The 23,433-nt window shown below is 66.8% G+C and carries 22 protein-coding genes; 9 read left to right on the forward strand and 13 right to left on the reverse strand.

Going from position 1 to position 23,433, the window contains the following annotated elements; genetic code table 11:
* From G481_RS23225 to G481_RS0108280, 6 genes are all read left to right on the forward strand, one after another.
* Nucleotides 1-551, forward strand: a 551-nt coding sequence (locus G481_RS23225; RefSeq protein WP_035025549.1) for a calcium-binding protein, incomplete at its 5' end; no start/stop codon positions are given.
* A 366-nt stretch (nt 552-917) separates the two neighbouring features.
* Nucleotides 918-2,180, forward strand: a complete 1,263-nt coding sequence (locus G481_RS0108260; RefSeq protein ID WP_161630514.1) for a hypothetical protein — start codon at nt 918-920, stop codon at nt 2,178-2,180.
* Between the two features lie 67 nt (nt 2,181-2,247).
* On the forward strand, nt 2,248-4,812 hold the full coding sequence (locus G481_RS0108265) for a hypothetical protein (RefSeq protein WP_028029619.1): 2,565 nt from the start codon (nt 2,248-2,250) through the stop codon (nt 4,810-4,812).
* 293 nt (nt 4,813-5,105) lie between these two features.
* The gene (locus tag G481_RS0108270; protein ID WP_028029620.1) at nt 5,106-5,846 is read left to right on the forward strand and encodes a hypothetical protein; all 741 of its coding nucleotides are present in this window, start codon (nt 5,106-5,108) and stop codon (nt 5,844-5,846) included.
* Nucleotides 5,839-7,761, forward strand: coding sequence for an MFS transporter (locus G481_RS0108275; protein WP_035025552.1), 1,923 nt, complete (start codon nt 5,839-5,841; stop codon nt 7,759-7,761). The genes G481_RS0108270 and G481_RS0108275 overlap by 8 nt, the downstream gene beginning before the upstream one ends.
* Nucleotides 7,758-8,753: an ABC transporter substrate-binding protein gene (locus tag G481_RS0108280; RefSeq protein ID WP_051294387.1), complete on the forward strand. Its 996-nt coding sequence runs from the start codon at nt 7,758-7,760 to the stop codon at nt 8,751-8,753. The genes G481_RS0108275 and G481_RS0108280 overlap by 4 nt, the downstream gene beginning before the upstream one ends.
* An 81-nt stretch (nt 8,754-8,834) precedes the next feature.
* Here G481_RS0108280 and G481_RS0108285 read toward each other — a convergent pair whose 3' ends face one another.
* The 7 genes from G481_RS0108285 to G481_RS0108315 all read right to left on the reverse strand — a co-directional run bounded on the left by G481_RS0108285 (nt 8,835) and on the right by G481_RS0108315 (nt 15,171).
* Nucleotides 8,835-9,161, reverse strand: a complete 327-nt coding sequence (locus G481_RS0108285; RefSeq protein WP_154664556.1) for a hypothetical protein — start codon at nt 9,159-9,161, stop codon at nt 8,835-8,837.
* A 146-nt stretch (nt 9,162-9,307) separates the two neighbouring features.
* Nucleotides 9,308-10,420 carry a sn-glycerol-3-phosphate ABC transporter ATP-binding protein UgpC gene (gene ugpC, locus G481_RS0108290; RefSeq protein WP_028029624.1) on the reverse strand — a complete coding sequence of 371 codons (1,113 nt, stop codon included), beginning with the start codon at nt 10,418-10,420 and terminating at the stop codon, nt 9,308-9,310.
* A complete protein-coding gene (locus tag G481_RS0108295) occupies nt 10,420-11,154 on the reverse strand; it encodes a tyrosine-protein phosphatase (protein ID WP_028029625.1) in 735 nt (244 codons plus the stop codon). Before G481_RS0108295 ends, ugpC begins: the two co-directional genes overlap by 1 nt.
* On the reverse strand, nt 11,154-12,020 hold the full coding sequence (locus G481_RS0108300) for a carbohydrate ABC transporter permease (RefSeq protein ID WP_084450736.1): 867 nt from the start codon (nt 12,018-12,020) through the stop codon (nt 11,154-11,156). The genes G481_RS0108295 and G481_RS0108300 overlap by 1 nt, the downstream gene beginning before the upstream one ends.
* Complete coding sequence (locus G481_RS0108305) at nt 12,010-12,936, reverse strand: carbohydrate ABC transporter permease (protein ID WP_028029627.1); 927 nt, start codon at nt 12,934-12,936, stop codon at nt 12,010-12,012. The genes G481_RS0108300 and G481_RS0108305 overlap by 11 nt, the downstream gene beginning before the upstream one ends.
* A gap of 56 nt (nt 12,937-12,992) precedes the next feature.
* Nucleotides 12,993-14,291, reverse strand: a complete 1,299-nt coding sequence (locus G481_RS0108310; RefSeq protein WP_028029628.1) for an ABC transporter substrate-binding protein — start codon at nt 14,289-14,291, stop codon at nt 12,993-12,995.
* A gap of 16 nt (nt 14,292-14,307) precedes the next feature.
* A complete protein-coding gene (locus G481_RS0108315) occupies nt 14,308-15,171 on the reverse strand; it encodes a metallophosphoesterase (RefSeq protein WP_028029629.1) in 864 nt (287 codons plus the stop codon).
* Between the two features lie 130 nt (nt 15,172-15,301).
* Between G481_RS0108315 and G481_RS0108320 the strand changes: the two genes are divergently transcribed.
* Nucleotides 15,302-15,874, forward strand: coding sequence for a TetR/AcrR family transcriptional regulator (locus G481_RS0108320; RefSeq protein ID WP_028029630.1), 573 nt, complete (start codon nt 15,302-15,304; stop codon nt 15,872-15,874).
* A gap of 191 nt (nt 15,875-16,065) precedes the next feature.
* On the opposite strand, the gene G481_RS0108325 is transcribed toward G481_RS0108320, so the two are convergent.
* The 6 genes from G481_RS0108325 to G481_RS0108350 all read right to left on the reverse strand — a co-directional run bounded on the left by G481_RS0108325 (nt 16,066) and on the right by G481_RS0108350 (nt 21,240).
* Complete coding sequence (locus G481_RS0108325) at nt 16,066-17,037, reverse strand: FAD:protein FMN transferase (RefSeq protein WP_028029631.1); 972 nt, start codon at nt 17,035-17,037, stop codon at nt 16,066-16,068.
* On the reverse strand, nt 17,018-19,225 hold the full coding sequence (locus G481_RS0108330) for a PepSY domain-containing protein (protein ID WP_028029632.1): 2,208 nt from the start codon (nt 19,223-19,225) through the stop codon (nt 17,018-17,020). Before G481_RS0108330 ends, G481_RS0108325 begins: the two co-directional genes overlap by 20 nt.
* A 12-nt stretch (nt 19,226-19,237) precedes the next feature.
* A complete protein-coding gene (locus G481_RS0108335; protein WP_028029633.1) occupies nt 19,238-19,705 on the reverse strand; it encodes a DUF2271 domain-containing protein in 468 nt (155 codons plus the stop codon).
* A gap of 57 nt (nt 19,706-19,762) precedes the next feature.
* Nucleotides 19,763-20,137, reverse strand: coding sequence for a hypothetical protein (locus tag G481_RS0108340; RefSeq protein WP_028029634.1), 375 nt, complete (start codon nt 20,135-20,137; stop codon nt 19,763-19,765).
* 166 nt (nt 20,138-20,303) lie between these two features.
* Nucleotides 20,304-20,939, reverse strand: a complete 636-nt coding sequence (locus tag G481_RS0108345) for a cytochrome b/b6 domain-containing protein (protein ID WP_028029635.1) — start codon at nt 20,937-20,939, stop codon at nt 20,304-20,306.
* On the reverse strand, nt 20,932-21,240 hold the full coding sequence (locus tag G481_RS0108350) for a PepSY domain-containing protein (RefSeq protein ID WP_028029636.1): 309 nt from the start codon (nt 21,238-21,240) through the stop codon (nt 20,932-20,934). The genes G481_RS0108345 and G481_RS0108350 overlap by 8 nt, the downstream gene beginning before the upstream one ends.
* A 151-nt stretch (nt 21,241-21,391) precedes the next feature.
* Here G481_RS0108350 and G481_RS0108355 point away from each other — a divergent pair, with 151 nt between their 5' ends.
* Together G481_RS0108355 and G481_RS0108360 are read left to right on the forward strand one after the other, a co-directional pair.
* Nucleotides 21,392-22,051: a response regulator transcription factor gene (locus tag G481_RS0108355; RefSeq protein ID WP_028029637.1), complete on the forward strand. Its 660-nt coding sequence runs from the start codon at nt 21,392-21,394 to the stop codon at nt 22,049-22,051.
* Nucleotides 22,048-23,388: an ATP-binding protein gene (locus G481_RS0108360; protein ID WP_028029638.1), complete on the forward strand. Its 1,341-nt coding sequence runs from the start codon at nt 22,048-22,050 to the stop codon at nt 23,386-23,388. Before G481_RS0108355 ends, G481_RS0108360 begins: the two co-directional genes overlap by 4 nt.
* Nucleotides 23,389-23,433: the final 45 nt, after the last annotated feature.

Genomic DNA, 23,433 nt, shown 5'->3' on the forward strand with positions numbered 1-23,433 from the left:
GGGGCGATCTGCTGAATGGCGGGGCGGGGGCCGATACGCTGTATGGTGGCAACGGCAACGACAAGCTGGACGGCCGCAATGGCAATGACCTGCTGGATGGCGGGATCGGGGCCGACACGCTTTATGGCGGCAACGGCAACGACACGCTGGACGGCGGCAACGGCGATGACCTGCTGGAGGGCGGCGCGGCCAATGATGCGCTGTTCGGTGGCGGCGGCAGCGACACGCTGGATGGCGGCCTGGGCCGGGATACGCTGACCGGCGGTGCGGGGGCCGATACCTTCGTGCTGAACGTGCCGGCCGGCAGCTATGGCGGGCAGCCGCAGATGATCATCACCGACTTCGAACAGGGCCTCGACCAGATCGACCTGTCGGCGCTGGCGCTGAGCTTTGTCGGAACCGCCGCCTTCTCGGCCACCGGGGCCGCCGAGATGCGCTATGCGCCTGGCACCGACCGGCTGGTCATCGACTTCGACGGGAACGGCTCGGGCGACTATCGCATCCAGCTGTCGTCGGGCGTCGAGATCCTGGCCAGCGATCTGATCTTGTAACAGCGCGGCGGGCGGCCCAGAGACACAGGCGCCCGAACACGGCCATCGGGGCCGGTGCATCGCACCGGCCCTGCGCGCGCGCGGATCGGCCTGAAGCCGTCTCGACAGGTCAACATCAAGGCGATGCAAGGCATCGATGCTCGGCAACGCAGAGGCATCGTCTTGAAGGCGGCTCATGCAATCCTGAAGCGGCCTCGGATCGCAAACGCAACGACCGGGCCGTGACATCTGCCCTGGTTGCCCATGCCTTTCGCAGCCTGATGCGGCACCGCAGAAACGACACAGCTTGGCCAAGGCTTGCCCATGCGCAGATGCCGTTCAACCAGTGCCGCTGCCGGCGATGGCGCTCTCGCAACGACCGGATAGTTGACTTTGACATATGTGTTTTCGATTTGCCAAAGCTCTGGGGGTCTGATCAGCATACCGGAAAGCATTCACCGGATTATTCAGACGACCCCTGCCAACAGAACCTGGCCTGCCGATCAGGAGTATTTGAAGTTGTTGCTCAGACTCCTGCCGTTCATGTTCATCCTCGCGGGCTGTGTGATTTCCGACCAATCGCTGCTTGGCGAGGATTTGACGGCAAGGGTGCTGCCGGATCAGGTTGTCATCGTCAGTCAGAGCGACACCCCGACCGCCTATGCCTGGGATGGCAAACGCTATCGCTACAAATGGGGAGATGACAGTCACACGTCGCTGCAGTTTGCGCGGCTCAATGTCGAACCGGGTGTCCTGCATGTCGTCGAGGCGCGGCTTTCCAAGGGAAATTTCGGCTATGCGCTGGTCGAGTTGAGCGGAGAGTCCGCAAAGGTCTATCAATTCGACTCCCCCGCGCTTGCGCGATCGGCCGGTGTTCGTGTGGCCCGCGCCAGCAAGGATACGATACAGATGGACAGCCGGCGCGATCTGTCGATGTTCTATACTGCGGCGGCCAAACAGCGCGCGACGGCCGGCGTTGGCACATACCGTATCCTGAATATGGCGCTTCCAGCGAACACGGCGCCTATCGCACAGCTCAAGCAAGACTGGGAACGCAAGGTCGCGGCCAAGAAGGCTGCAAAGGCGGCCAAACCCCCGACCCCTCCACCCGCAGCGACGCGTGGACCCGTGTCAAACGGCCTGTGGCAATTGAGCGAAACCATCGATCCGATGACGGACAGAGCCAAGCCGGCCCTTGTCGGACAGCCAATCCAGGCCGATGGCGTCAGGCAGCAACCCCAGCTGCGCTTTTTCTGCGGCAAGGATCGCCAGCTATGGCCAACGATCCATTGGGGGGTTCCGATCCGGAACGCCTATCCCGATGGCAAGGTTGCGATCGCGCGGGTCACCGTCCGCTTTGGCACCGGGCAGCCGGCCGACTATGGTTGGCCGCTTTCGACGGACCAGACACGAACCAGCGCGATGAACCCGGCCACAGGATCAATGCTGCAGATCGGCCAGACGATGATGGAACGGCTTGGTGCCGCGCCCTTGTCCCTGACCTGGACGGCCGCCGAGTTCCGCAGGAAACTTGCCGGAGCGAACCGCGTGGTTCTTCGAGCGCGCAACATCTCCGGCGATGATGCCACGCTGATTTTCGACACGACGGGCTTTGCAGAACTGGCGGCCTCGATGGACCAGCGGTGCTGACCGCCGCTGCTTTTCCAGAAAGGCTGTTTTTCGTAGCGCGCTCTGGCGTGAGCTCAGGGAAACGTTCATGACCAATTTCCGACTGTCGCCGGCCAGGTTTCATGCATGGCCACGCGCCGCCCTCAAGACGATGGCCGCTTTCGCCGCAGGCGTTGCGCTGGCCGTGGTGCCACTGACGATACCCGCCCATGCGCAGATCACTGCCGATAGCCTGGCCGGGCATTGGGTTGGTGGCTATCGTTGCAACGGCGGCGATATGCTGGCCAGCCTGACCATGGAAACGCAGGACGATGCGCGCCTTGTCGGCGTCTTTGCGTTTTCCGGGGCGCAGCGCGGCGATGCGCGGCCTGTAAAAGGGTCATACCGGGTCAATGCGCGGATCAGGGAAGGTGAGCGTCTTGTCGTCAACCCCGGCTCCTGGATCGAACGGCCGCCAGGATATGGCCCGCTGAAGTTGATGGGGCCCGCTCAATCTGACACCCTTGTCCTGGATACCGGGTTGAACAATTGTGGCCCGGTGACGGTCAGCCTTCAGCCGGCGGACAAATCTGTTACGGATCTCGCCCCAAGGGCCAGCAACGCTCTGCCAGTTCCCGCAACGGCGGGCAGGCCAGTCGCGCCGGCGCCGCGCGGACCAACGCCCCCGATCACGGCCGACGCCGACCAGAACGGACGCAAGCTGAAACCGGAGCTGCTTGCCGCGCTGCAGGAAACGCGCGACGCAACCATTGGCCTGTGGGAGGGCAAGGCAACCTGCCTGACCGGGCCTTTGAACGTGGAGCTGAGGGTATTCCCCGATGCCAAGGGAGACGGGCTGAGCGCGGCGGTCGTGCTTGCGGGGGCGTCGCGCCTCTTGGGCGCACCCAGTCGGGATTTCGCCGGCACCGTCCGGATGAACGCGAACATGCGCCGTCCAGAGTTCGAGTCCGATCCGCAGGCGCAGGTGACGGGCGCCAAGGTGGATGCGCTGAAAATGCGGCTCTACCCAGTGGGGGACCGCATGACCGGACAGCTGGTCGACACGCTGTCCTGCAGCATGAACCTGAAGCGGGTGTCCACGGACGCCGGCACCCCGGTGTCACGTTCGGTGCCGGTGACGCCCTTCATGTCGCTGCTTGGCGACTGGGACGGGGTCGTTCTGACCAAGAATTCGGCGGAACATGTCAGCATCTCGATCGGGCAGGCTGAAACGCCATCGTCCACGGTCGTCTTTGCGGCCACGGCATCGTTCCGCGGCAAGACCGATCGCCTTGCCCTTGCCACGTTTGACAGCAAGACCCTGCAGTTCGAGAAGCTGCAGGCAACCGACCGATCCCTTTTTGCGGGCAAAGTCCCGCGAGAGATTGGCGCGACACCCTATGGCGACGCCCTTCTCCTGCATGTCGCCGGGGGAACCGGGTTGCTGTTCCGGCGCCCCACCGACCAGAAAGACCCGCTGGACAGGGTATGTCAGACCCATATCGGCACGGCGCTGGATGCGGGTGTCGCCGCCTATAATGCCACCCGACGGCTCAAGGAGGCGTTCTATCCAGCGTTTGCCGGGTTCGAGGAAACCTCGGCCGCCGCACGCGCCGCACTGGCGGCACCGTCCGTCCGGGCCATGGGGGCCGACCGATTTGTCGCGCTGGCCGAACTTTGCCTTCTGACAAGCACCGAGTTCGACACGATCGTCTGGTCGAAGGCTTTTGACAACGTGGTTGACATCGCGGCCATCGGGAAGATCCGGGGCAGCGTTGCGCGCGCGGGAACACCGAAATTCCCGGGCAGACTGGGCAAACCCGGCGTTGAACCCAGAATTGCCGGGGTCCTCTCGCAGACAGAAGCCGCCAGCGTTCACCTTGCGCAGGCGGGCACGATCGGCCAGGCGGACACACCCGAAGCGATGATCACGCAACTGAGTGCGCTTGCACCGCAGCTGGCGCATGTTCAGGCCGAGGCGCTTTGGGCGACGCTGCAACCCGCTGCGCAGCGGCTTGATATCTTCGAGAAAGCCGCCATCGCGAGCCGTGCCGAGGCACGGGTTGCCCGCGCCCGACAGCGCATGGCGGGTGTTGTCACCCCTGGGTGGCTTGGCGGGCAATCGGCACGGTTCGAGGCTCTGACCTCTGGCCGGATGGCGGCACTGGATGGTGACAGCATGTCGGTGTTCGGCGGCTTTGCACATGCTGCGCTGGATAAGTGCGCCGCGCAATTCGACCCTGGCACCAAGGCCCGGATCATCGGTTCGGTGCTGAAGAGCGCATCGCGTTCAATGGGCACGGAATATGCAACCGGCGGCCTTGGGCAGACGATGCAAAGCCAGATGCAGAACGCGGGCCTCTATGCCCTTGGCGCCGAGATTGCCAAGGATATGCCCTGCGACATGCCCTATCTGAAAAAGGTTCTGGAAACGCTGGGCGACCTGGCAACGCGCGATACTGTCAACGGCTGGAACCGTGCGTCGCTGTTCGCGCGATCCTGTGCACTGGACCGGCCGTCCAGCCAGTGCGCCTGTGTTGAAACAAGCCTGGACAACGTGATGCCGGACCTCGGCCAACAGCGCTATAGCCCCAACCTGATCTCCATGCTGATCAGGAAGAACCCGCTTGTTGCCGGCCCCATGCTGGCTGCTTGCGGTGTCCAGCGATATTAGCGCCTCGGCCCTTCAGGGTGATGACGGTCAGCGCCGGCAGGTTCTGCCTGCGATCCGCCGCGGATGTGCCGCGGGTCTGATGCTGCCCGTTTGTCGCGCGGGATTGACAAGACCATGTCCGCCGCGTTCTTGTGGAACGAATTTCAGGGTGCGCCGTCAGTAAAATCGTGCCCGGCCTTGCAGATCGGTTGCATCCGGGCGAGTGCCTGCTGTTCCCTCCAAGTCCGTGTCTATCGCATGTTTCCACACGCGTCCGTTCCTGCCCTTCGCCTGATCGTCCGGAGGCCTTGACGATGGCGGTCTTCGTCCGGCTCTGGGCTGTGGCCGCAGGTATCCTGGCCCTGGTGATCGCGGGTTTCGTCTGGCTTGCAATCCTGAACTTCAAGCAAATCCAGATCACCTTGCTGCACGAACGCCTTGCCGTTCTGGCCGAAGTCACGGCCGTCCCGTTCCAGACGGCCGCACGCATCGGGATGCCGCTTGGCGGGGTGCGCAATGCCGACGCCCTGCTGGAACGCGCCCGGCAAAGCGACAATGCCATCGTCGGCATCCATGTCGCCGATGCCGCAGGCCGGGTGGTTCGCTCGACCGACAAGGCGGTTGAAGGCACAAGCCTGCAGATGCCCCCGGGCGATCGTGCGCGATGGTCCTGGCTGGATGGTGAACATCTGTTCAGCTCGGTCCGGCTGCTTGGCAGCCAGGATCAGCGCGTCGGCTCGGTGACGGTCGAGATCGATCGGGCCGGCAGCATGATCCGGACCCGCGCCATGGCTGCGGAACTGCTGACATCGGCCGCGCTCATCTGGGCGGCGATGGCGGGGCTCTCGGGATTGGGCCTGTGGTTCTTCCTGCGTCCCCAGATCTCGGCATTTCGCATGGTCGAGCAGCAGATCGAGGCGTTCGAATCCGACATCTGGCGCAAGCAGGCCGACGCCTGTCCCGACCCGCACGAGCCATCGCTGGGCACCGCCCTGCGTGAGGCGCATCTGCGGTTTCGGCGCCAGGCGCCAGGACATGGGAACGATCATGCCTGACCGCAGCGCGATCACCGACGCGCCGCATGTCCGCGCCCGCATGCTGGCGGTTCTGACCGTGTTCATCAGTGTGACGGTCCTGCTGTTCAGCATGGTCACACTGGTGTCCTTTGACCGCGCCATATCGCCCGAATTGCACCAGCGCACCCGGCTGATCGGCGATATCATCCGCGCCAAGGTCGAGCAGAGCGTGGCAACGGGCATTCCGGTCGAAGCGATTGCCGGACTGGACAAGTATCTGGCCACGACGATCGGCCAGTTCCCCGAGATTCAGCACCTTGCCGTGGTCAGCCGGCGCGGCGTCCTGGTGGCCGAGGCTGCCAATGAAATCCGCCCCACCCTGCTGAGCCGGATCGGTCTGGATGCGCGGCTGGGGGTCGAGGCGGCAACCTTTTCCCTGCCCATCCTTGTCAGGAATGACATGGCGGGGGCCGTCACGGTCACAGGTTCGGCCCAGTTTGCCGAGACGCGGCTGCGCAATGTGCTGCTCGACGTGTCGGTTCTGGCGCTGGCGGTGCTGCTGGCCGGGGTTGAACTGGCGCTGGCCATCGCGGCGGCCTCGATCTGGAAGCCTCTGAGCGGTATCAACGGCCTGCTGACCATGCAGCGCGTCGGGGTCTACACGCATGTCATCCGCCCGGCCGGCATAGGGCTGTTCAGGCGGCTGGCGCGGCGGTTGAACGGCTATTCGGCTGCCGCGCAGCGCGGGGCCGTCTCCTTGCCGGTGCTCCGGTTCGCCGAACTGGTGGACATCCGTTTCGCATTGTTCGTCTTTGTCGCGGGCACCGAGATCGCCGCCTCGTTCCTGCCGGTCTACGCGCTGGACGCGGCGCGGCCCGGCTGGCTGACCGACAATCTCGCGGCCGCGCTGCCGCTGGCCTGCTATCTGGTCGCGGTCATGGTCGTCTCGCCCTTTGGCGCCCGACTGGTCGCGCGATGGGGGGCAAGCCGGCTGTTCGCGCTGGCAACGCTGCCGACAATGGTTTCGCTGATGATCATGGCCCTGGCCTCTGATGTGCTGTGGATCGCGTTGGCGCGCGGCGGCGTGGGGATTGGCTATGCGATCGCCTCGATCTCGTGTCAGGAATATGCGCTCAGGTCGGGAAATCGGGACGAGGTTTCGCAGGCCTCGGGCACCTTTCTTGCGATGATCTATGGCGGAACCTTCTGTGGCTCTGTGCTTGGCGGCGTTCTGGCCCAGCACTTCGGATTCGCACTTGCCATCGGCATGGGCGCCCTGCTGGTGCTGGCAGGGGGTGCCAGCGGATATGTCACGATGACCCCGGCCGGCGGGCGCATGACGCAAGGCGCGGCGCCGGCGCAGGCCCCGGCCGTGCCCCATGCCCGCCGGCGCTATCTGGCGCTGACGATCGGTGTGGCCATTCCGCTGAACCTCGTGACGGCGGTCTTCGTCTGGTATCTGGCCCCATTGCAACTTGTCCGGCTGGGGGCAGACACGTCCGAGACCGCACGGGTGATCATGCTTTATTACCTTGCCCAGATCATGCTTGGCGGACTGGTGACCAGATCGGCCCGCGACGATGGCAGCCGCTGGCTGGCGCTTGGCGTTGGCGCGCTTGTGGTCGCAGGCGCATTCATCGCGCTGTCCAGGCATGACGGGATCGGCGCGATGGTGATCGGGACGGCAGCAGTCGGCATTGGTCACGCCCTGTTGCGTGGCCCCTTGCTGGCGCTTGTAACCCGGATGGCACAGGGGGCAGGGATCGGGCTGTCGCGGTTCCGCATTGCCGAACGGCTGGGCGCGCTGACCGGGCTCTTGCTGACAACGATCGCTCAAGCCCAGGTCTCGACCGCAGAGATCGTCAAGGCGCTTGCCTTGATGGTTCTCATGGGGGCAATCTTGGCCGGGATCGTCGACCGGGCATCCCGGCGCAGCGGGAGGACGCCGCAATGAACCCGAGGATCTGGCGCGGGGCCCTGTTTGCGGCGGCCATGTTCTGGCCATTTGTCCCGGTGCAGGCCGCACAGGTGATGATCATCGCCTGGCGCGGCTGCGAAGAGGCTTGCCAGGGATTCCAGGACTATCTGCGCGAAACCGGCAATCCGATCGACGTCGCCATCCGGGATGCCGCGCAGGACAAGGCCCGCCTTCCCGGGTTTCTGGACGAGGCGCGCCGGACCGGCACGGATCTGATCCTGACCTGGGGGACCAGCGCGACAATCGGCATAGCCGGAACGATGTCCGATCTGGCAGCGCCCCAGTTCAACCATGACATCCCGCAGATCTTCATGATCGTTGCCGATCCGGTGGGCGCCGGCGTGGTGCAATCGCTGGACACGACCGGACGCGCGAATATCACCGGCACCTACAACCGGATGCCGGAAACGGTGACCTTGCAGACGATCCGCAGCTATATGCCGGGCTTTCGGCATCTGGGCCTGCTGTTTCATGCCGACGAACGGAACTCGATCGTCAAGCGTGATGAAATGGCCGCGCTGGCTGCGCAACAGGGGCTTGAATTTACCGCCGTCGAGCTTGCTCTGGGCTCTGACGGCCATCCCGACCCGAAGGATATCGCAAGCGGCCTGCAGGCGCTCAAGGCTGCCGGGGTCGAATTCGTCTATGTCGGCAGCTCCTCGTTCCTCCAGGCCCAGAGCGCCGTGCTGCGCGATGCGGCGATCGCGGCGCGAATGCCCGTGATCAGCCCCTACGAGGACATGATCCGCAAGGGCGATGCGTTGATATCGGTTGCGGCCCGGTATCGTGATGTCGGGCGGTTGGCGGGAAAGCTCGCCCATCAGATCCTGTTCGAACAGGCCGTGCCGGGAACGCTGCCGGTGGCCCGGATGCAGGATTTCGCGATCACCATCAACACCCAGCTCGCCCGCGAGATCGGCATCTTCCCGCCGCTCGATCTGCTGGAAATCGCGGAAACCGTGGATTGAGGTCCATCGCCAGCCGTTGATCCGCGCCAATGCCCAAGGCCGGTGCCCGCTGCGCGGCTAGACCGCCTTCGGCCTGCCGACCTACCGTGAAACCACTCTGGCCCAATCCAGCCCGAACCTTGCAGGATACTTCCGCAGGCGGTCTGAACCGTTCCGGCTGGTCTTTTCCTCGCGGGATACGGCGGCGGCCGGCGAGGGGCATTCCCGGCAGGCGCGGATCACCGTGGCCCGTTGCGCGTGGTCGAATTCGTCCAGCCGCTCGGCCGCCGGCTGCACCAAGGCGGCCCGGCGCATATCCAGGTGTCGGTCTTTGGCCGCGCGCTTTCCCCGCGCCTGATCACCCGGATGTATGTCGAGGACGAGGACAGCGCCGCAGACCGGGTGACGGCCCCGATCGAACAGGTCCACCGGCGCGAAACCCTGCTGGCCCGCCGCATCGGCCCTGGGCAATACCGTTTCGACATCCGCCTGCAAGCCGAGGGCGAGACGGTATTCCCGGACGTCAGATCGCGCTGGCCCCCGTCGTCCCGACCGGGGACCACGGGGGTTTGCGATCAGGCCACCGCCACCGCGGCGCGTTGTGATGCCGCGGCCTCGGCCAGGGTCAGGGCAATCCGCTTGCCGCTGGCCAGATCGAAGGCGTGCAACGCCCCCGCAGGCAGCACCAGACCCAGCCGACTGACCGGCGTATCCGCCAGATCGCGGGGCAGCATCACCGCAAGCTCTTGCCCCGCCGCCGCGACCCAGGCAATGCGGCTGCCGCCCAGTTCCTCGACCAGATCGACCTGGGCCATCAGCGGGGCCGAGCGGGCAACCTCGATCTCTTCGGGCCGGACCCCCAGGGTAAAGGCGGTGCCTTCGGGGATCGCCAGCCCCGGAACCGTCAGCGCATGGCCGCCCGCGCCCTCCAGCACCACGCGCCCGCCCTGCACCCGCGCGGGCATCAGGTTCATCGCCGGCGCCCCCAGGAACCCGGCAACAAAGGTCGAGGCCGGGCGGCGGTAGATCTCGACCGGCGTGCCCATCTGTTCGACATGGCCGCCGTTCATCACGACCAGCATGTCGGCCAGCGTCATCGCCTCGACCTGATCGTGGGTGACGAAGATGGACGTGGCGTTCAGGCGCCGGTGCAGGCGGCGGATCTCGATCCGCATGGTGACGCGCAGCTTGGCATCGAGGTTTGACAGCGGTTCATCGAACAGGAACACCTGGGGCTCGCGCACGATGGCGCGGCCCATGGCGACCCGCTGGCGCTGTCCGCCCGACAGCTGCGCGGGGCGGCGGTCCAGATAGGGCGTCAGGTCCAGGATCGCCGCCGCCTCGGCCACGCGGCGGTCGCGTTCCGTTCGCGGCAGGCGGGCGATCTTCAACGGATAGGCCATGTTCTCGCGCACGGTCATATGGGGATAAAGCGCGTAGTTCTGGAACACCATGGCACAGCCCCGCCCGGCAGGGTCGATGTCGTTCACCACCTGCCCGCCGATGGCGATGTCGCCTTCGGAGATATCCTCCAGCCCCGCGATCATCCGCAACAGGGTGGACTTGCCGCAGCCCGAAGGGCCGACGATCACCACAAAGGCGCCGTCCTGAATGGCAATGTCGATGCCATGCAGCACCTGCTTGCCGTCATACAGCTTCTTGACGCCGGAAATGTTCAGATCGGCCATCACAGATCCTCGGAAAGCCGCGCGGTCAGGCGGCGCAGGGTTTCAGGGGCGACCCCGGCGGCGGCCAGATAGGCGGCGGCGCCGCCATGGCGGCTGTCCAGATGCGCCAGCGTCGCCGCCATGGTCGCCGGATCGCAGGCCAGCAGGGGCTGATAGGCCTCGGTCGGGGTGCCCCGCGATTCCGCATCGGCCAGGAACTGCGCGATCAGCGGGGCAATGCGGGGGGCGGTCAGGGCGTAATCCTCGATGATCGTCTGGGCGGGCACCCCGGCCAGCGACAGCAGCAGCGCCGCGATCAGCCCGGTGCGGTCCTTGCCGGCCGAGCAATGGAACAGGATCGCGCCATCATCATGCGCGGCGATCACCTCCATCGCCTCGGCAAAGGCGGCGGCACGGGTTTCCAGCGCCAGCAGATACAGATCCAGCAGCACATCGCCCCCGGCCATCGTGTCGGGTGCCAGCCCCTCGAACAGGGAAACCGCGTGGAAGGCCAGCCCCGGCACCGCGCGCAGCGGGTTGGGCTGGGTGCTGTGTTCCTCGGCATGGTGCAGGTCGAGAATGGCGGTCACGCCATGGGCGCGCAGCGCCTCGACCCCCGCGTCCCCGATGCGGTGCACCCCGCCCGAGCGCAGGATGCGGCGCCAGCGGGTTTCCCCGGCCTGGCCAGAATAGCCGCCCAGATCGCGGACATTGAAGCCGCCGGGCACATGCAGATCGCGTGTATGGGTGTTCATCAGCGAATCCCCGATTTCATGAAGGATTGGACGACCTGCCGTTGCAGGACGATGTAGATCAGCAGGATGGGCAGGCTGGCCATGGTCGCCGCCGCCATCAGCGGGCCCCAGGCGGTGCCTTCCGATGTCATGAACATCTGGATCCCGATCTGGATCACGCTGTTTTCCGGCGAACGCGACAGCAGCAGCGGCCAGAAATATTCGTTCCAGGTGGAAATGAAGACCAGAATGGCCAGCGAGGCGATGGTGCCGCGCAGGTTGGGCGCGATCACCTGCCACAGGATGCGCCAGTTGCCGGCGCCGTCCATGCGGGCGGCCTCGATCACCTCGGCGGGAAAGGACCGCATGGCCTGCGCCAGCATCAGCACCGCCAGCGCGCCGGCGAAATGCGGGATGATCAGCGCGGACAGGCTGTCCAGCAGGCCCATGTTGGCGACCAGCAGATAGTTGGGGATCATCACCACCTGGAACGGCACCAGCCAGGTCATCGCGATCATCGAATAGACCAGCCGGTCGCCCCGGAACCGCCAGCGGGCAAAGGCATAGGCCGCCAGCAGCCCGGTCACCACCTGCGCCAGCGTCACCAGCGCCGAGACGGCAAAGGTATTGGCCAGCATCCGCCAGACCGGGATCGAGCGCAGCGCATGGGCGTAATTCTCCAGCGAGGCGCTGGTCGGCCAGAGCGTCGCGTCGAAAATCTCGTTCGCCGGGCGCAGCGAGGTGACGATCATCCAGTAGACCGGGAACAGGCAGAACACCGCCAGGATGACCATGACCGCATGGCCGATGGCCGTGTCCAGCCGCAGCGGCGCGGCGCGGGGCCGCGTCAGGCGTGCGGCAGGGCGCAGGGTCAGATCAGCTGTCATGGAACGAATACCTGTCCATCAGGCGGAACAGCACAAAGGCCACCCCGCCAAAGCCAAGGAAAAGGATGATCGCGGCGGCCGAGCTCCAGCCGACGGAAAGGGTGGAAAAGCCGAAATCCCACAGGATGTAGAAGATGTTGGTGGTCGACCCCAGCGGCCCCCCGCCCGTCAGGACGTGGATATAGGCAAAGCTCCATTGCGCGCCCAATAGCACCGTCATCAGCGTCAGGAACAGGATGGTGGTGCGCAGCATGGGCAGACGGATGTCGCGGATGATCTGCCATTTGCCGGCGCCGTCCATCCGCGCCGCCTCGATCAGGCTGGGGTTGATGTTGGCGTTGGCGGCGGAAAAGATCAGCGTGGAAAAGCCGATCAGCTTCCAGCCGGTCAGCACGATGATGGTCCAGATCGCCAGTTTCGGATCTTGCAGGAACCGCACGGGGCGGTGGCCCAGCAGGCCGATCACCTCGTTCACCATGCCGTGGCCGGGGTCCAGCAGCCAGCGCCAGACGGCAGCGGCGACCACGGGGGCGATGATCATGGGAACGAAGATCACCGCGCGATAGATGTTGCGCGCGCGTGGCGGCAGGTCATGGGTGTAGATGGCGATCGCCAGCGGCACCAGCACCGCCAGCGGCAGCAGGCCCAGGATATAGACCCCGGTATTGCGCAGCGCCTGCCAGAACTTGGGCAAGGCAAAGATCGCCTGATAGTTCTCCAGCCCAACAAAGGTCATGGGGGCGCCGGGAACCATGTTCCATTGGAAAAAGCTCAGCCGCAGCGCATCCAGCAGCGGCCAGTAGACCCACAGGATCAGCGTTGCCAGCGCCGGCAGCAGATAGAGCCATGGGGAAATCCGCCAGCGGCCGGTGCGTCGGTGCGGGGCCGTGGGGGTGACGACGGGGGTGGAGGTCATGGGTCTGCCTGCCATCGGGGGATGGCCCACGCCGGGAAAGGCGCGGGCCGCATGGGTCACTTCGGCATCATGGTCTGCGCGGTGTCCTGCGCGGCTTTCATCGCCTCGGCCGGGTCCATGCCGCCAAAGACGGCCATTTCGGCGCCTTCCATCATGATCTTCTGGATCTGGCGGTAGTTCGGGCCGGGGAACGAGGTCCAGGGTTCCAGCATTTCCAGCTGTTCCAGGTTCGGGCGCACCAGCGGATGGGTCTTGACCCATTCGCCCAGATAGGCCGGGTCATCGACGATTTCCGCCCGCAGCGGCAGATAGCCGATGTCGCGGGTGATGATCGTATAGGCCTCTTTCGAGGTCATGTGCTTCATCAGCTCCCACGCCGCGCGCTGTTTCACCGGATCCTTGGCCATGATCACCAGCGCCGAGCCCGAATTGTTCGGCCGCTGCGGCTTGTCGCCAAAGCGGGGCATGGTGGTGGCGCGCAGGTCGAACTTGCCTTCGGCGCCGCGCACCAGAAAGCCCTGAATGGCCGAGGTTTGCAGATACATGCCGATCGTGCCGGCCGCCATGCCCTCCATCGCCGCGGTGACGTCGAGGTTGGTATAGGCCTCGCTGTCGTAAAGATCGCGCAGCATGGCCACGGCCTCGACGGCGGCGGGTTCGGCAAAGGTCAGCGTCTTGCGGTCGTCCGACAGGATCGCGCCGTTGTTGGACCGCACGACACCCTGGAACAGCCAGTCACCGGCCGAGGGGCCGAAGATGCCGGCGGCAATGCCTTCGGCATCGGTCTTGTCACGGATCGCCAGCGCGGCGGCCTTGACCTCGGCCCAGGTTTTCGGCGGCTGGTCGGGGTTCAGCCCGGCCTTGCGGAACAGGTCGGCATTGTAGAACAGGACCGGGGTCGAGAAGGTATAGGCCAGACCATAGGTCTTGCCGTTCAGCACGCCCAGCTTCAGCCCCTTGGGCGACATGCCCTGGAAATGCGCGGCCAGTTCGGCCTGCGGAACGATATCCTCCAACCCGACGACGCCCAGGTTGTCGACGCCATAGGCCAGGTCCGAGAACACCATCTGCACCACATCGGGCACCCGGTTCGCGGCAATGTCGGCCTGCACCCGGCTGGTCAGCTCGGCCGAGCTGGCACCGATGCCTTCGACCTTGATGTTGGGGTTCGCGGCCTCGAAATCGGCGATCATCCGGCGCGTCGCATCGGCGCCGTTGCCGGTCGAGGCCAGGTTGTAGTTGTAGTAGGTGATCGTCACCGGCTGATCGACGGTGGCAGGAATGGTCTGCGCCTGCGCGCCGATGGCCGTGCTGGCCAGCAACGCCATGGCACCGGCAAGGGTCTTGCGGATCATGGGGTTCTCCAAGGGATCATTCGGCGGCGGCGGCTTCGTATTGGCGGATCAGTGCGGTCAACGCGGCGATCGGGGCGGATTTCAGCTCGCGCCGGTCCGAGGGCTGGGGCACGAAGGTCACCGAAAGGCCCGAGGGGCGCACCGTGCCGACGACGAACGAGGCGCCGGCCAGCATGCGAAATTCGGACGCGAGGCGCAGCGGATCGGTCGCGGCGTGCTGGCCGATGCCGACGACGACCGGAATGCCGTGCCAGTGGCTGACGCGGTCATAGTGGATATGGCCCGAAAGGATCCCCAGCACATCGCGGCGCCCGTCCAGCAGCGCGCGCAGCAACTCCGTATCGGCAAAGGACAGCGATTCCCATTCAAGGTCCGGGTGGTCGGCATCCAGGGCCGGGGCATGGTGCATCACCAACAGCTTCGGCACGCCCGGATGCGCGGCCAGCTCCGCCGCCAGACGGTCCAGCTGGCCCGGCTCGAAATGGCCACCGACGCGGCCCGGAACGCTGGTGTCGACCAGGATCACATGCACCCCGTCGATCACCGCCGCATGGTCGACCGGCTGGTCCAGCCCTTCGGTCCGGCCGTGCATCACGCGGTGGAACCCGTCGCGGCGGTCATGGTTGCCAAGGGTATACAGCACAGGCATCGACAGCCCCGCCTCGGCCATCAGCGCCTTGAGCACTTCATAGGCTTCCGGTTCGCCATGGTTGGTCAGATCGCCGCTGGCGACCACAAAGGACGGCGCGGGGTCCATCGCGGCAATGTCGGCCAGAACGGCGCGCAGGTTGGCGGTGGTGTCGGCATACAGGTGGTCGTCCTGCATGCCGGGGGCGCCGACATGCAGGTCGGTGATATGCGCAAAAGTCACGGTGGTCACGGTGGTGCTCCTGCTGCGGGGTGGGGCGATTCTGCCGCTCCGGCCCCTTTCGGGTTTTGACAGGGGCACGCATAGCGGCGTAACATGACAACCGAATGAACATTCATTCGGTCCTGTGATGGAGATTTCGATGGACGCAACCGTGATCGACCGGCGCGAGCGGATCCTGAGTGCCGCCTCGGCGCTGATCGTGCGCAGCGGGCTGCAGTTTTCGATGGCCGAGGTGGCGAAAGAGGCTGGCGTGGCGATCGGGTCGATCTACCATTACTTCCATTCAAAGGATGACATGGTCCGCGCGATCTATGACCGGCTGACCGAACGGATGGTTGCCGCAGTGGTGGTCGACCACGCCCCCGATACCCCGCACGAGGCGCGGGTGCGGCGCTATATCGACGATTACATCGCCTTTGTGCTGGCCGATCCGCAACAGGCGGTGCTGTTCGAATACCTGTCCAGCGTGCCGCCGATGCAGCCCGGAGAGCTGGAGCGCATCTTTGCCCCTGTCACCCGCTACACCAGCCGCCTGATGACCGAGGCCCATGCCGCCGGCGTGCTGAAGGATTTCGCGCCGGGGGATCTGGGCGCCTTTCTGGGCGGCGGCATCCGCAACACGCTGAAATGGCGCCGGTCCGAGGGGCGCACCCCGGACGCGGCGGAACGCGCCCGGATCGCCGAGATGTGCTGGTCCGCGATCCGGGCCTGAGGGCTGGCCCAAGCGCCCGGCCAGCAGATCGCCGTGCCCGGCGGGACGGTCGGCGATGGCCAGCTCAAGGCTTGAGGGCACGACGCGGGCCAAGACAATGCCCCATGTGGATATCTGCATGGGTGCGGCGGCTCATGCGGCGGAGCTTTTTGCGTTTGCGGCAAGGGCGGGCCCCGGCCCGTGCGGGGCGCTCAGTCCCCGGCGGCCGGGGCGGGCTTGTCCGCAAAAAGCCGCCCGATGCCAAGCCGTTGCACATGGCCTGCCTCGCCGCGTGCAAGAAACAGGGCGTCGAGCCCGGCCTGCCGGGCCAGACGCGCGCCCGCCTCCAGGCCCAGCACCATCAGCGCGGTTGCCCAGGCGTCGGCCTCGGCGCAGGTGGGGGCGATCACGGTAACCGAGGCGGGCGGGGCAAGAACAGGCGCCCCGCGCGCGGGGTCCATCGTGTGAGACAGATTGCGGCCCTGCACCGTGACCCAGTGGCGATAATCGCCCGAGGTCGCCACCGCGGCATCCTGAAGCGTCACGATGGAATGCGGCGCGCGGCGGTTATGGTCGGGGGCCTCGATGGCGATGGTCCAGGGGCTGCCGTCGGGGCGCAGACCCATGGCGCGCATCTCGCCGTCGATGCCGACCAGCGCGTCGCGGATGCCGTGGTCTTGCAGAACCTTGGCCAGACGGTCCACGCCATGGCCCTTGGCAATGCCGTTCAGGTCCAGCGCGACAGGGGCGGTCTTGCGCGCCAGGGTGCCGTCAAGGTCCAGCACCTCATGCGCCGGGCGGCGGGGGGCCTGCATCGCGGCGCGGATCGCGCCCGGATCGGCAGCTGCGGGACCAAAGCCCCAGGCGCGCACCGCATCACCCATGCCGATATCGAACGCCCCGCCCGAGGCGCGCCCGATGGCCAGCCCCAGCGCCAGAACACGCGCCAGATCGGCGGGAATGTCCTGCCAGTCCCCCACGGGGGCCGCATTCAGGCGCATCAGGTCGCTATCTGGCTTCCAGGTGGACATCTGGGCATCGACCGCATCGACGGCGGCCTGAAGGGCGGCCTGCACGGGCCCCGGGTCAAAACCCGACGGGGCAAAGAACAGCGCGCTCCAGCGGGTGCCCATGGTGGGGCCGTTCAGCGCGGTGCGGACCAGATCAGTAGACATCTTCGACATAGCGTCCCCCTGCCTTGAGCATCGCGGGCGTCAGGCCCATGGGCGCAAGGATATCCTCAAGCGCCGAAGCCACGCCTTGTGCCATGTCACGCCCGCCGCAAACCATGACCTTGGCGCCACCGCGGATCGCCTCGGCCACCTGCGCGGCCTCGGCCCGCAGCGCATCCTGAACGTATCGCGGCCTTGCCGCGCGCGAGACGGCTGTGGACAGGCGGGCAAGCCGCCCCTGCGCCGTCCAGGCGGTCAGATCATCGCGATACAGAAAGTCGCTGTCCGGATCGCGCAGACCAAAGACCAGATGCACCGGGCGGCGGCGGGCATTGGCGCGGATGATCCCGGCCAGCGGCCCGATCCCGGTGCCCGCCCCGATCAGGATCAGCGGCGCCCGCCCGCGCCCGGCGTGAAAGCCGGGGTTGCGCCGCACGAATGCCTGCACGCGATCGCCGGGGTCCAGCGCCAGCAATTGGCCCGAACACAGGCCGCCGGGGTGCTTTTTCACCACGATTTCGACAAAGCCGTCGCGGCTGCCCGAGGCCAGCGAATAGAACCGCGGCACGGCCGAGCCCTGGGGCAGGATGCCCAGCAGATCGCCCGCCTGGAACCGCGCAAAGCCCCGGCCGGTCAGCCGCGCCCAGAACGATGCCTTTGGCAGCGCAAAGCGCAGGATCGCGGTCGGGGCCTGCACCGCCTCGCCATAGTCGCGGCGCGAGAGCAGGGTCAGGCTGTCGGCGGCGGGGCGGTCGGGCTGATGGTTCAGATCCAGCGTCAGGCCAAGGGCCTGCCCCAGCGCCCGACCCCAGCGCGCAAAGTCCTGCGGCGACTGGCGGTCCACCGTGTCCATGGGCAGAAGGGGGGTCCAGCCCTTGGCACGGGCGGCAGCCTCGATCTGGGCCGCATAGGCGCAGAAGGCCGGAAAGCTGCGATCGCCGAAGCCAAGAACGGCCAGCGAGGCGGCCGGCGCCGCGGTCATCTGCGCCAGCCGGTCAAGAAACCCCTTGGCCGAGGCAGGCGCATCGCCCTCGCCATAGGTGGCGGCCAGGATCAGGATGCGGTCCGCGCGGGGGTGGCGGGCCGGGTCAAAGGCCGACATCGGCCCGATGTGCACCGCCTGTCCGGCATCTTTCAGCGCGCGCGCCAGCGTCGCGGCAAAGCCCCAGGTGCTGCCACCTTCGGACCCGACCAGGATCACCGTATCCGCACGGCCCGCCGGGGCATTGTCGCGAAGGCGTGGCCGCCCACGCCGCCCGGCGACCCAGATCAGCGCGCCGGTCACGCCCATCACCGGGACGCTCAGCGCGATCAGGCCAAGGATCAGGCCCAGCACCGCCGCGCCCTGACCCGTGTGCAGCATGTAGATGGTTTCCGACACCTGCTGCCACGGCGTCAGCGCCGACCAGGACACAAGATCGCCGGTCCCCTGGTCGATCAGGCCGGTGCCGGCATCGGTGGACAGGGTGAACACATCCTGCGCATCGCCGGCATAGGGAAAGCCAAGCTTGCGCAATCCATCGACCGGCACATCGCGCAGCGCGGCCATCCGGTCCAGCGGAAAGGCCATCTGACCGCTGACCGCCGCAGGATCGGCCGGGCGCACCGCGCCATCGGGCAGAAGGTCAAAGGTCGAGGCCGTCATCCACAGCGCAGTAGCCGCCGACAGCGCAAGGCCAAGGACCGCGACGCGCGCCAGTTCCACATGCAGCCGCCCGGCCAGCGGCCCGCGCAAGCGCGCGAACCAGCGTCTCCAGCCGCCTGTGCGCCGGGCGACCAGGGCCGCCCCCGACAGGGCCAGCACCAGCATCGCAGCAGCCTCCGCCGCCATCACCAGCCGCCCGGCATCGCCCAGAAACAGCGAGCGGTGCAGATTGGTCAGCCAGCGTTCCACCGGGTTCGGGTCGGCCGATCCGACAGTCACCCCCGTCGCCGGGTCGATCACCGCCGATCCGGGCTTGCCGCCGTCGAACCACCAGGCCGTGATCGTGCCCGAAGGGGACCGGCGGATTTCCTCCAGCCCCGGATGGCTGGCGGCCACGCGGGCGGCCAGATCGGCCACGCTTTGCCCTGCGACGGGCTGCGGGGCCGCCAGACGTTCGGCCGCCGGAAAGACCGACAGCGCCGCACCGCTCAGCGCAAGGACGGTCACGAGGATCAGGGCAACCAGCCCCGGCCAGCGGTGAAGCGCGCGGATCATGGGTTCATCCCCTTACTTGTAGGTAAAACTGGCGATATAGCGCCGGCCCGGCACCGGCGTGCCCGCGCCTGCGGCAGTCAGGGGCACCGCGATCTCGTTCGGGCTGTCGCGCATGTCCTCGACGGCGGCATCGATATGCAGCGTATAGCCGGCATCGAACAGCGCATCGGCCAGGTCCAGCGTGATCTCCAGCGTCCGGCCTGCACCCACGCTGGCCCCGGTGATGCCGTTGATCTGCGCAAGGTCGCCCCGGGTGGCAGCATACCAGTCGCTCAGGTGTTCGTAGTATTTCGACTTGCCGCCCGCCATCCAGAGGCTGCCGACATAGGCGCCCGAGGCATCGGTGACGTAAAGCGCCAGATAGGCACCGTCGCCGCCATAGCTGTTCAGCGTGGTGGTCAGCGTCACGGGCCGGGCCGAGGCAAGGCCGGGCAGGGTCAGCGCCGTGGTCAGGGCAAGGGTCGCAAGAAGGGATTTCATCGGGGTTCCTTTCGGTCAGGGCCAGCCCCCCGCAGGGCGCTGGCGCAAAAGCCGGGATCAGTTGGTCACGGCGACGGGCGGCTTGCCGGTGCCGAACAGGCCATTCGCAGGCGGCGCGACAGTGCCGGCAGGCGCCGGATTGCGGGCAGCGCCGGCGCAATCGTCGTCGTCGTCGTCATCGCAATCCTCGTCGTCGTCATCGTCGTCGTCGTGCTTGCGGCTGAACCAGCCGCCGGCCTTCTTGTCGTCGTCGTCATGTCCGCTGACACGGACAAGCGGCGCAGACCGTTCGTCCGCGCCGAAGACGGCAGCGCAAACGCCGCTGCACAGGCCCTCGGCGGTGCCGCGGGCCTGCATCGCGGCAAGGGCCGGCAAGCCAAGCGCCACGCTCAGGGCCGTCGAGGCGAGAAGAAGGGAAAGTCGGGATGTCATGGCTCGGTCTCCTTGGAGCTGATACTGGCAAGCTGGCCTGCGGACCTGATCGGTTCCTGACGCCCGCAGGTTTTCCGCTTCAGCTTGGCGTCAGGAAGAAAAAGGCCCCGCCGGGAACAGGGCGGGGCCAGTCGGACCACAGGGACAGGGTGGTCGGGGAACAGGATCAGGCAATGTCGCCAGGGTCGGGGGCGCGCTTTTCCCCGGTAAGCATGGCGCGGGCGAGATTCTCGCGGTGGCGGACCGAGGCAAGGGCCACGCCGCCCACATGCAGCGCCACCAGAAGAAGCGTCAGATTGGCCAGGGTCTCGTGCATGTCCTTGAGCGGTCCCTCGATCTCGCGCCCTTCGCCATACTCATCGCCATCCGCCCATGCGGGGGTCACGATTCGGGGCAGGTCGGGCAGCATCGCCACCCGGGTCTGGTCCGCCATCAGCCAGCCGGTAAAGGCCGTGCCCGACAGCGTCAGCAGCAGCGCCACGATCATCGCAGCCCCCGCCGGGTTGTGGCCCAGATAGCGGCGCTCATGGCCGCGCACCATGGAGCCAAGATAGGCAAGCGTGTCGCCCGGCCCCTTGACGAACTGCGCGAATCGGGCATGGCGGCTGCCCGCAAAGCCCCAGATCACGCGCAAGGCCACCAGACCCGCGACCGTGTAGCCTGCGACTTCGTGGACCGGCTGCAGCTCGTCTGCCGTCAGCCATGCCATCGCGACAGCGGCCACAAGGCCCCAATGGAACACCCGCACCAGCGGATCCCAGACGCGCACGGTCGCGGCCTGTCCAGACGCCGGGTCAATCATGTTGCGCCCCCTTGCGGTCGTGGCCGTGATCGTCGCCCTCGAGCTCGAATTCGACGATCTGCAGCGTGCCGGGATGCAGCTTGACCTCGATCGCGCGCCCCTGTGCGTCGCGGCCGTCGATTTCATAGCAGCCATCGTCGATCTTGATGCGGCGCACCTCCCAGCCTTGGGTGGCCGCGAATTGGCTCACCGCCTCGCGCGGTTGCCAATCGGCCATCGGAACGAAGCAATCATCGTCGGCCAGCGCGGCACCCGCAGGAAGGGCTGCCAGAAAAGCAAGAATTGTCAGCGTCTTTCTCATGGGCCACACTCCGCGTTACGGCCATTTCGGATGACGTGATACGTGCCGAAGCTGACACCAGCCTGAAGACGGCTGAGACAAGGCTTCAGCCTGCTGTCAGCAGAGCGGGTCAGACCAAGCCCAAGCGGGGCCGACAGGACGACAGAAGACCATGCGCATATTGCTGATCGAAGACGATATGGTTCTGGGCGCCGCCGTGCGCGACCAGATTGCCGCCGATGGCCATTCGGTGGACTGGGTGCAGCGGCTGGACGCGGCCGGGGACGCCCTGGCAGGCGCGGGCTTTGATCTGGTGCTTCTGGATCTGATGTTGCCCGACGGCCTGGGCATACCGTTCCTGCGCCGCCTGCGGGCACGGGGCGATGTGACGCCTGTCATCATTCTGACCGCGCTTGACCAGATCAGCGACCGGATCGAGGGGCTGAACGCGGGCGCCGACGATTATCTGGTAAAGCCCTTTGACCTGGCCGAACTGGCGGCCCGGATCGGGTCGGTGGCGCGGCGCTATGCGGGCAACCCCAACCCCATTGTCACCCATGGGCCGTTGCAGGTCGATCTGGCCGCCCGCAGCATCTATCGCAACGGCCGGCCCGTGACCCTGACCGCCCGCGAATGGGCCCTGTTCGAGGCGTTCCTGTCCCGCCCCGGGCAGCTGCTGTCCAAGGCGCAGCTGGAAGACAAGCTCTATGCCTTTGGGGCCGAGGTCGAGAGCAACACCATCGAGGTGCACATCAGCCGCCTGCGGAAAAAGCTGGGCGCAGAGGTGATCGAAACGGAACGCGGTCTTGGCTACCGCCTGAGCCGCGCATGACTGGGCCGCGCAGCCTTCAGGGACGGCTGGGGCTCTGGCTGGGCGCGGCCCTTGTCGGTCTTTGGGTCGCCGCGGCCAGCGTCACGGCGCTGATCGCACGGGGCGAGACCGAAGAGGTCTTCGATTCCGCCCTGCAGGAAACGGCGCAGCGCATCCTGCCGCTGGCGGTTGTCGATATCCTGAACCGCGAGGAAGCCGGCATCAGCCAGCGCCTTGCCGCGATCCGCGACCATGACGAGTTCTTCACCTATGTCGTGCGCGACGATCAGGGGCGCATCCTGCTGCAATCCCATGCGGCCGACCCGGCGGCCTTTCCCGCCTGGGACGGCATCGGCTTTCGCCAGACGGCAACGCATCGGCTGTACAACGATCAGGCGGTGCAAGGCACGATCCGCATCACCGTGGCGGAACCGCTGGACCACCGCGCCAGCGTGGCCCGGGAAATCCAGATCGGGCTTGGCCTGCCGCTGCTGTTCGTGTTGCCGGTGGCGCTGTTGGCCATCGTGCTCGCCGTCCGCGCCAGCCTTGCGCCCGTGCGCCAGTTCCGCGACCGGCTGTCGGCGCGCGGGGCGCGCGATCTGAGCCCGGTCGCCAGCAATGATCTGCCGACCGAGATCGCGCCCCTGGCTGACACGATGAACGGCCTTCTTGCGCGGCTTTCTGCGGCCTTCGAGGCAGAACGCAGCTTTGCCGCGAATGCCGCCCATGAGCTGCGCACCCCGCTGGCCGGGGCGATTGCGCAGGCGCAGCGGCTTCAGGCCGAGACGGCGGATGCCGATGCCAGATCCCGTGCGGCCGAGATCGAGACCACGCTCAAGCGCCTGACGCGCCTTGCCGAACGCCTGCTGCAACTGGCGCGCGCCGAAGGCGGCCGGCTGCGCCGCGACGTGGCCACCGACCTGCGCCCGGTGGCCCGGCTGATCGTCGACGACCTTGCGCGCAGTGCCGGGCCAGAACGCATCGTGCTGACCCTGCCCGACGGCGCCGTCATGTCGGACCTTGACCCCGACGCCTTCGCGATCCTGGTGCGCAACCTGATCGAGAACGCCCTGCGCTATGGTCAGCCGGCCTCGCCGGTCGAGGTGTCGCTTGCGAGTGACGGTATGCTGATTGTCGCCAACGATGGCCCCGTCGTGCCGGCAGGCGACCTTGCACGGCTGACGCAGCGGTTCGAGCGCACCACATCGGATGGCAGGGGCAGCGGTCTTGGGCTGGCCATCGTCAGATCCATCGCGGAACGCACCGGAAGCCATTTCGAGATTCGCTCACCGCGCGCCTCGTCCGACTCGGGCTTCGAGGCGAGGTTCCGCCTGCAGACCCAGAAGACCACCCCATAAGAACGCAGGGCATGCCGGCGGCAACCCCGCGATGACCCGTCAGGC

It is taken from the genome of Gemmobacter nectariphilus DSM 15620 (assembly GCF_000429765.1).
GTDB classification, from domain to species: Bacteria; Pseudomonadota; Alphaproteobacteria; order Rhodobacterales; family Rhodobacteraceae; genus Wagnerdoeblera; species Wagnerdoeblera nectariphila.

What these genes read in the sequence shown, in the direction of transcription:
- G481_RS0108265 (WP_028029619.1), top strand. Translation starts at nt 2,248, where the DNA reads ATGACCAATTTCCGACTGTCGCCGGCCAGGTTTCATGCATGGCCACGC.
- G481_RS0108270 (WP_028029620.1), top strand. Translation starts at nt 5,106, where the DNA reads ATGGCGGTCTTCGTCCGGCTCTGGGCTGTGGCCGCAGGTATCCTGGCC.
- G481_RS0108275 (WP_035025552.1), top strand. Translation starts at nt 5,839, where the DNA reads ATGCCTGACCGCAGCGCGATCACCGACGCGCCGCATGTCCGCGCCCGC.
- G481_RS0108280 (WP_051294387.1), top strand. Translation starts at nt 7,758, where the DNA reads ATGAACCCGAGGATCTGGCGCGGGGCCCTGTTTGCGGCGGCCATGTTC.
- ugpC (WP_028029624.1), bottom strand. Translation starts at nt 10,420, where the DNA reads ATGGCCGATCTGAACATTTCCGGCGTCAAGAAGCTGTATGACGGCAAG.
- G481_RS0108295 (WP_028029625.1), bottom strand. Translation starts at nt 11,154, where the DNA reads ATGAACACCCATACACGCGATCTGCATGTGCCCGGCGGCTTCAATGTC.
- G481_RS0108300 (WP_084450736.1), bottom strand. Translation starts at nt 12,020, where the DNA reads ATGACAGCTGATCTGACCCTGCGCCCTGCCGCACGCCTGACGCGGCCC.
- G481_RS0108305 (WP_028029627.1), bottom strand. Translation starts at nt 12,936, where the DNA reads ATGACCTCCACCCCCGTCGTCACCCCCACGGCCCCGCACCGACGCACC.
- G481_RS0108310 (WP_028029628.1), bottom strand. Translation starts at nt 14,291, where the DNA reads ATGATCCGCAAGACCCTTGCCGGTGCCATGGCGTTGCTGGCCAGCACG.
- G481_RS0108320 (WP_028029630.1), top strand. Translation starts at nt 15,302, where the DNA reads ATGGACGCAACCGTGATCGACCGGCGCGAGCGGATCCTGAGTGCCGCC.
- G481_RS0108325 (WP_028029631.1), bottom strand. Translation starts at nt 17,037, where the DNA reads ATGTCGAAGATGTCTACTGATCTGGTCCGCACCGCGCTGAACGGCCCC.
- G481_RS0108330 (WP_028029632.1), bottom strand. Translation starts at nt 19,225, where the DNA reads ATGATCCGCGCGCTTCACCGCTGGCCGGGGCTGGTTGCCCTGATCCTC.
- G481_RS0108335 (WP_028029633.1), bottom strand. Translation starts at nt 19,705, where the DNA reads ATGAAATCCCTTCTTGCGACCCTTGCCCTGACCACGGCGCTGACCCTG.
- G481_RS0108340 (WP_028029634.1), bottom strand. Translation starts at nt 20,137, where the DNA reads ATGACATCCCGACTTTCCCTTCTTCTCGCCTCGACGGCCCTGAGCGTG.
- G481_RS0108345 (WP_028029635.1), bottom strand. Translation starts at nt 20,939, where the DNA reads ATGATTGACCCGGCGTCTGGACAGGCCGCGACCGTGCGCGTCTGGGAT.
- G481_RS0108350 (WP_028029636.1), bottom strand. Translation starts at nt 21,240, where the DNA reads ATGAGAAAGACGCTGACAATTCTTGCTTTTCTGGCAGCCCTTCCTGCG.
- G481_RS0108355 (WP_028029637.1), top strand. Translation starts at nt 21,392, where the DNA reads ATGCGCATATTGCTGATCGAAGACGATATGGTTCTGGGCGCCGCCGTG.
- G481_RS0108360 (WP_028029638.1), top strand. Translation starts at nt 22,048, where the DNA reads ATGACTGGGCCGCGCAGCCTTCAGGGACGGCTGGGGCTCTGGCTGGGC.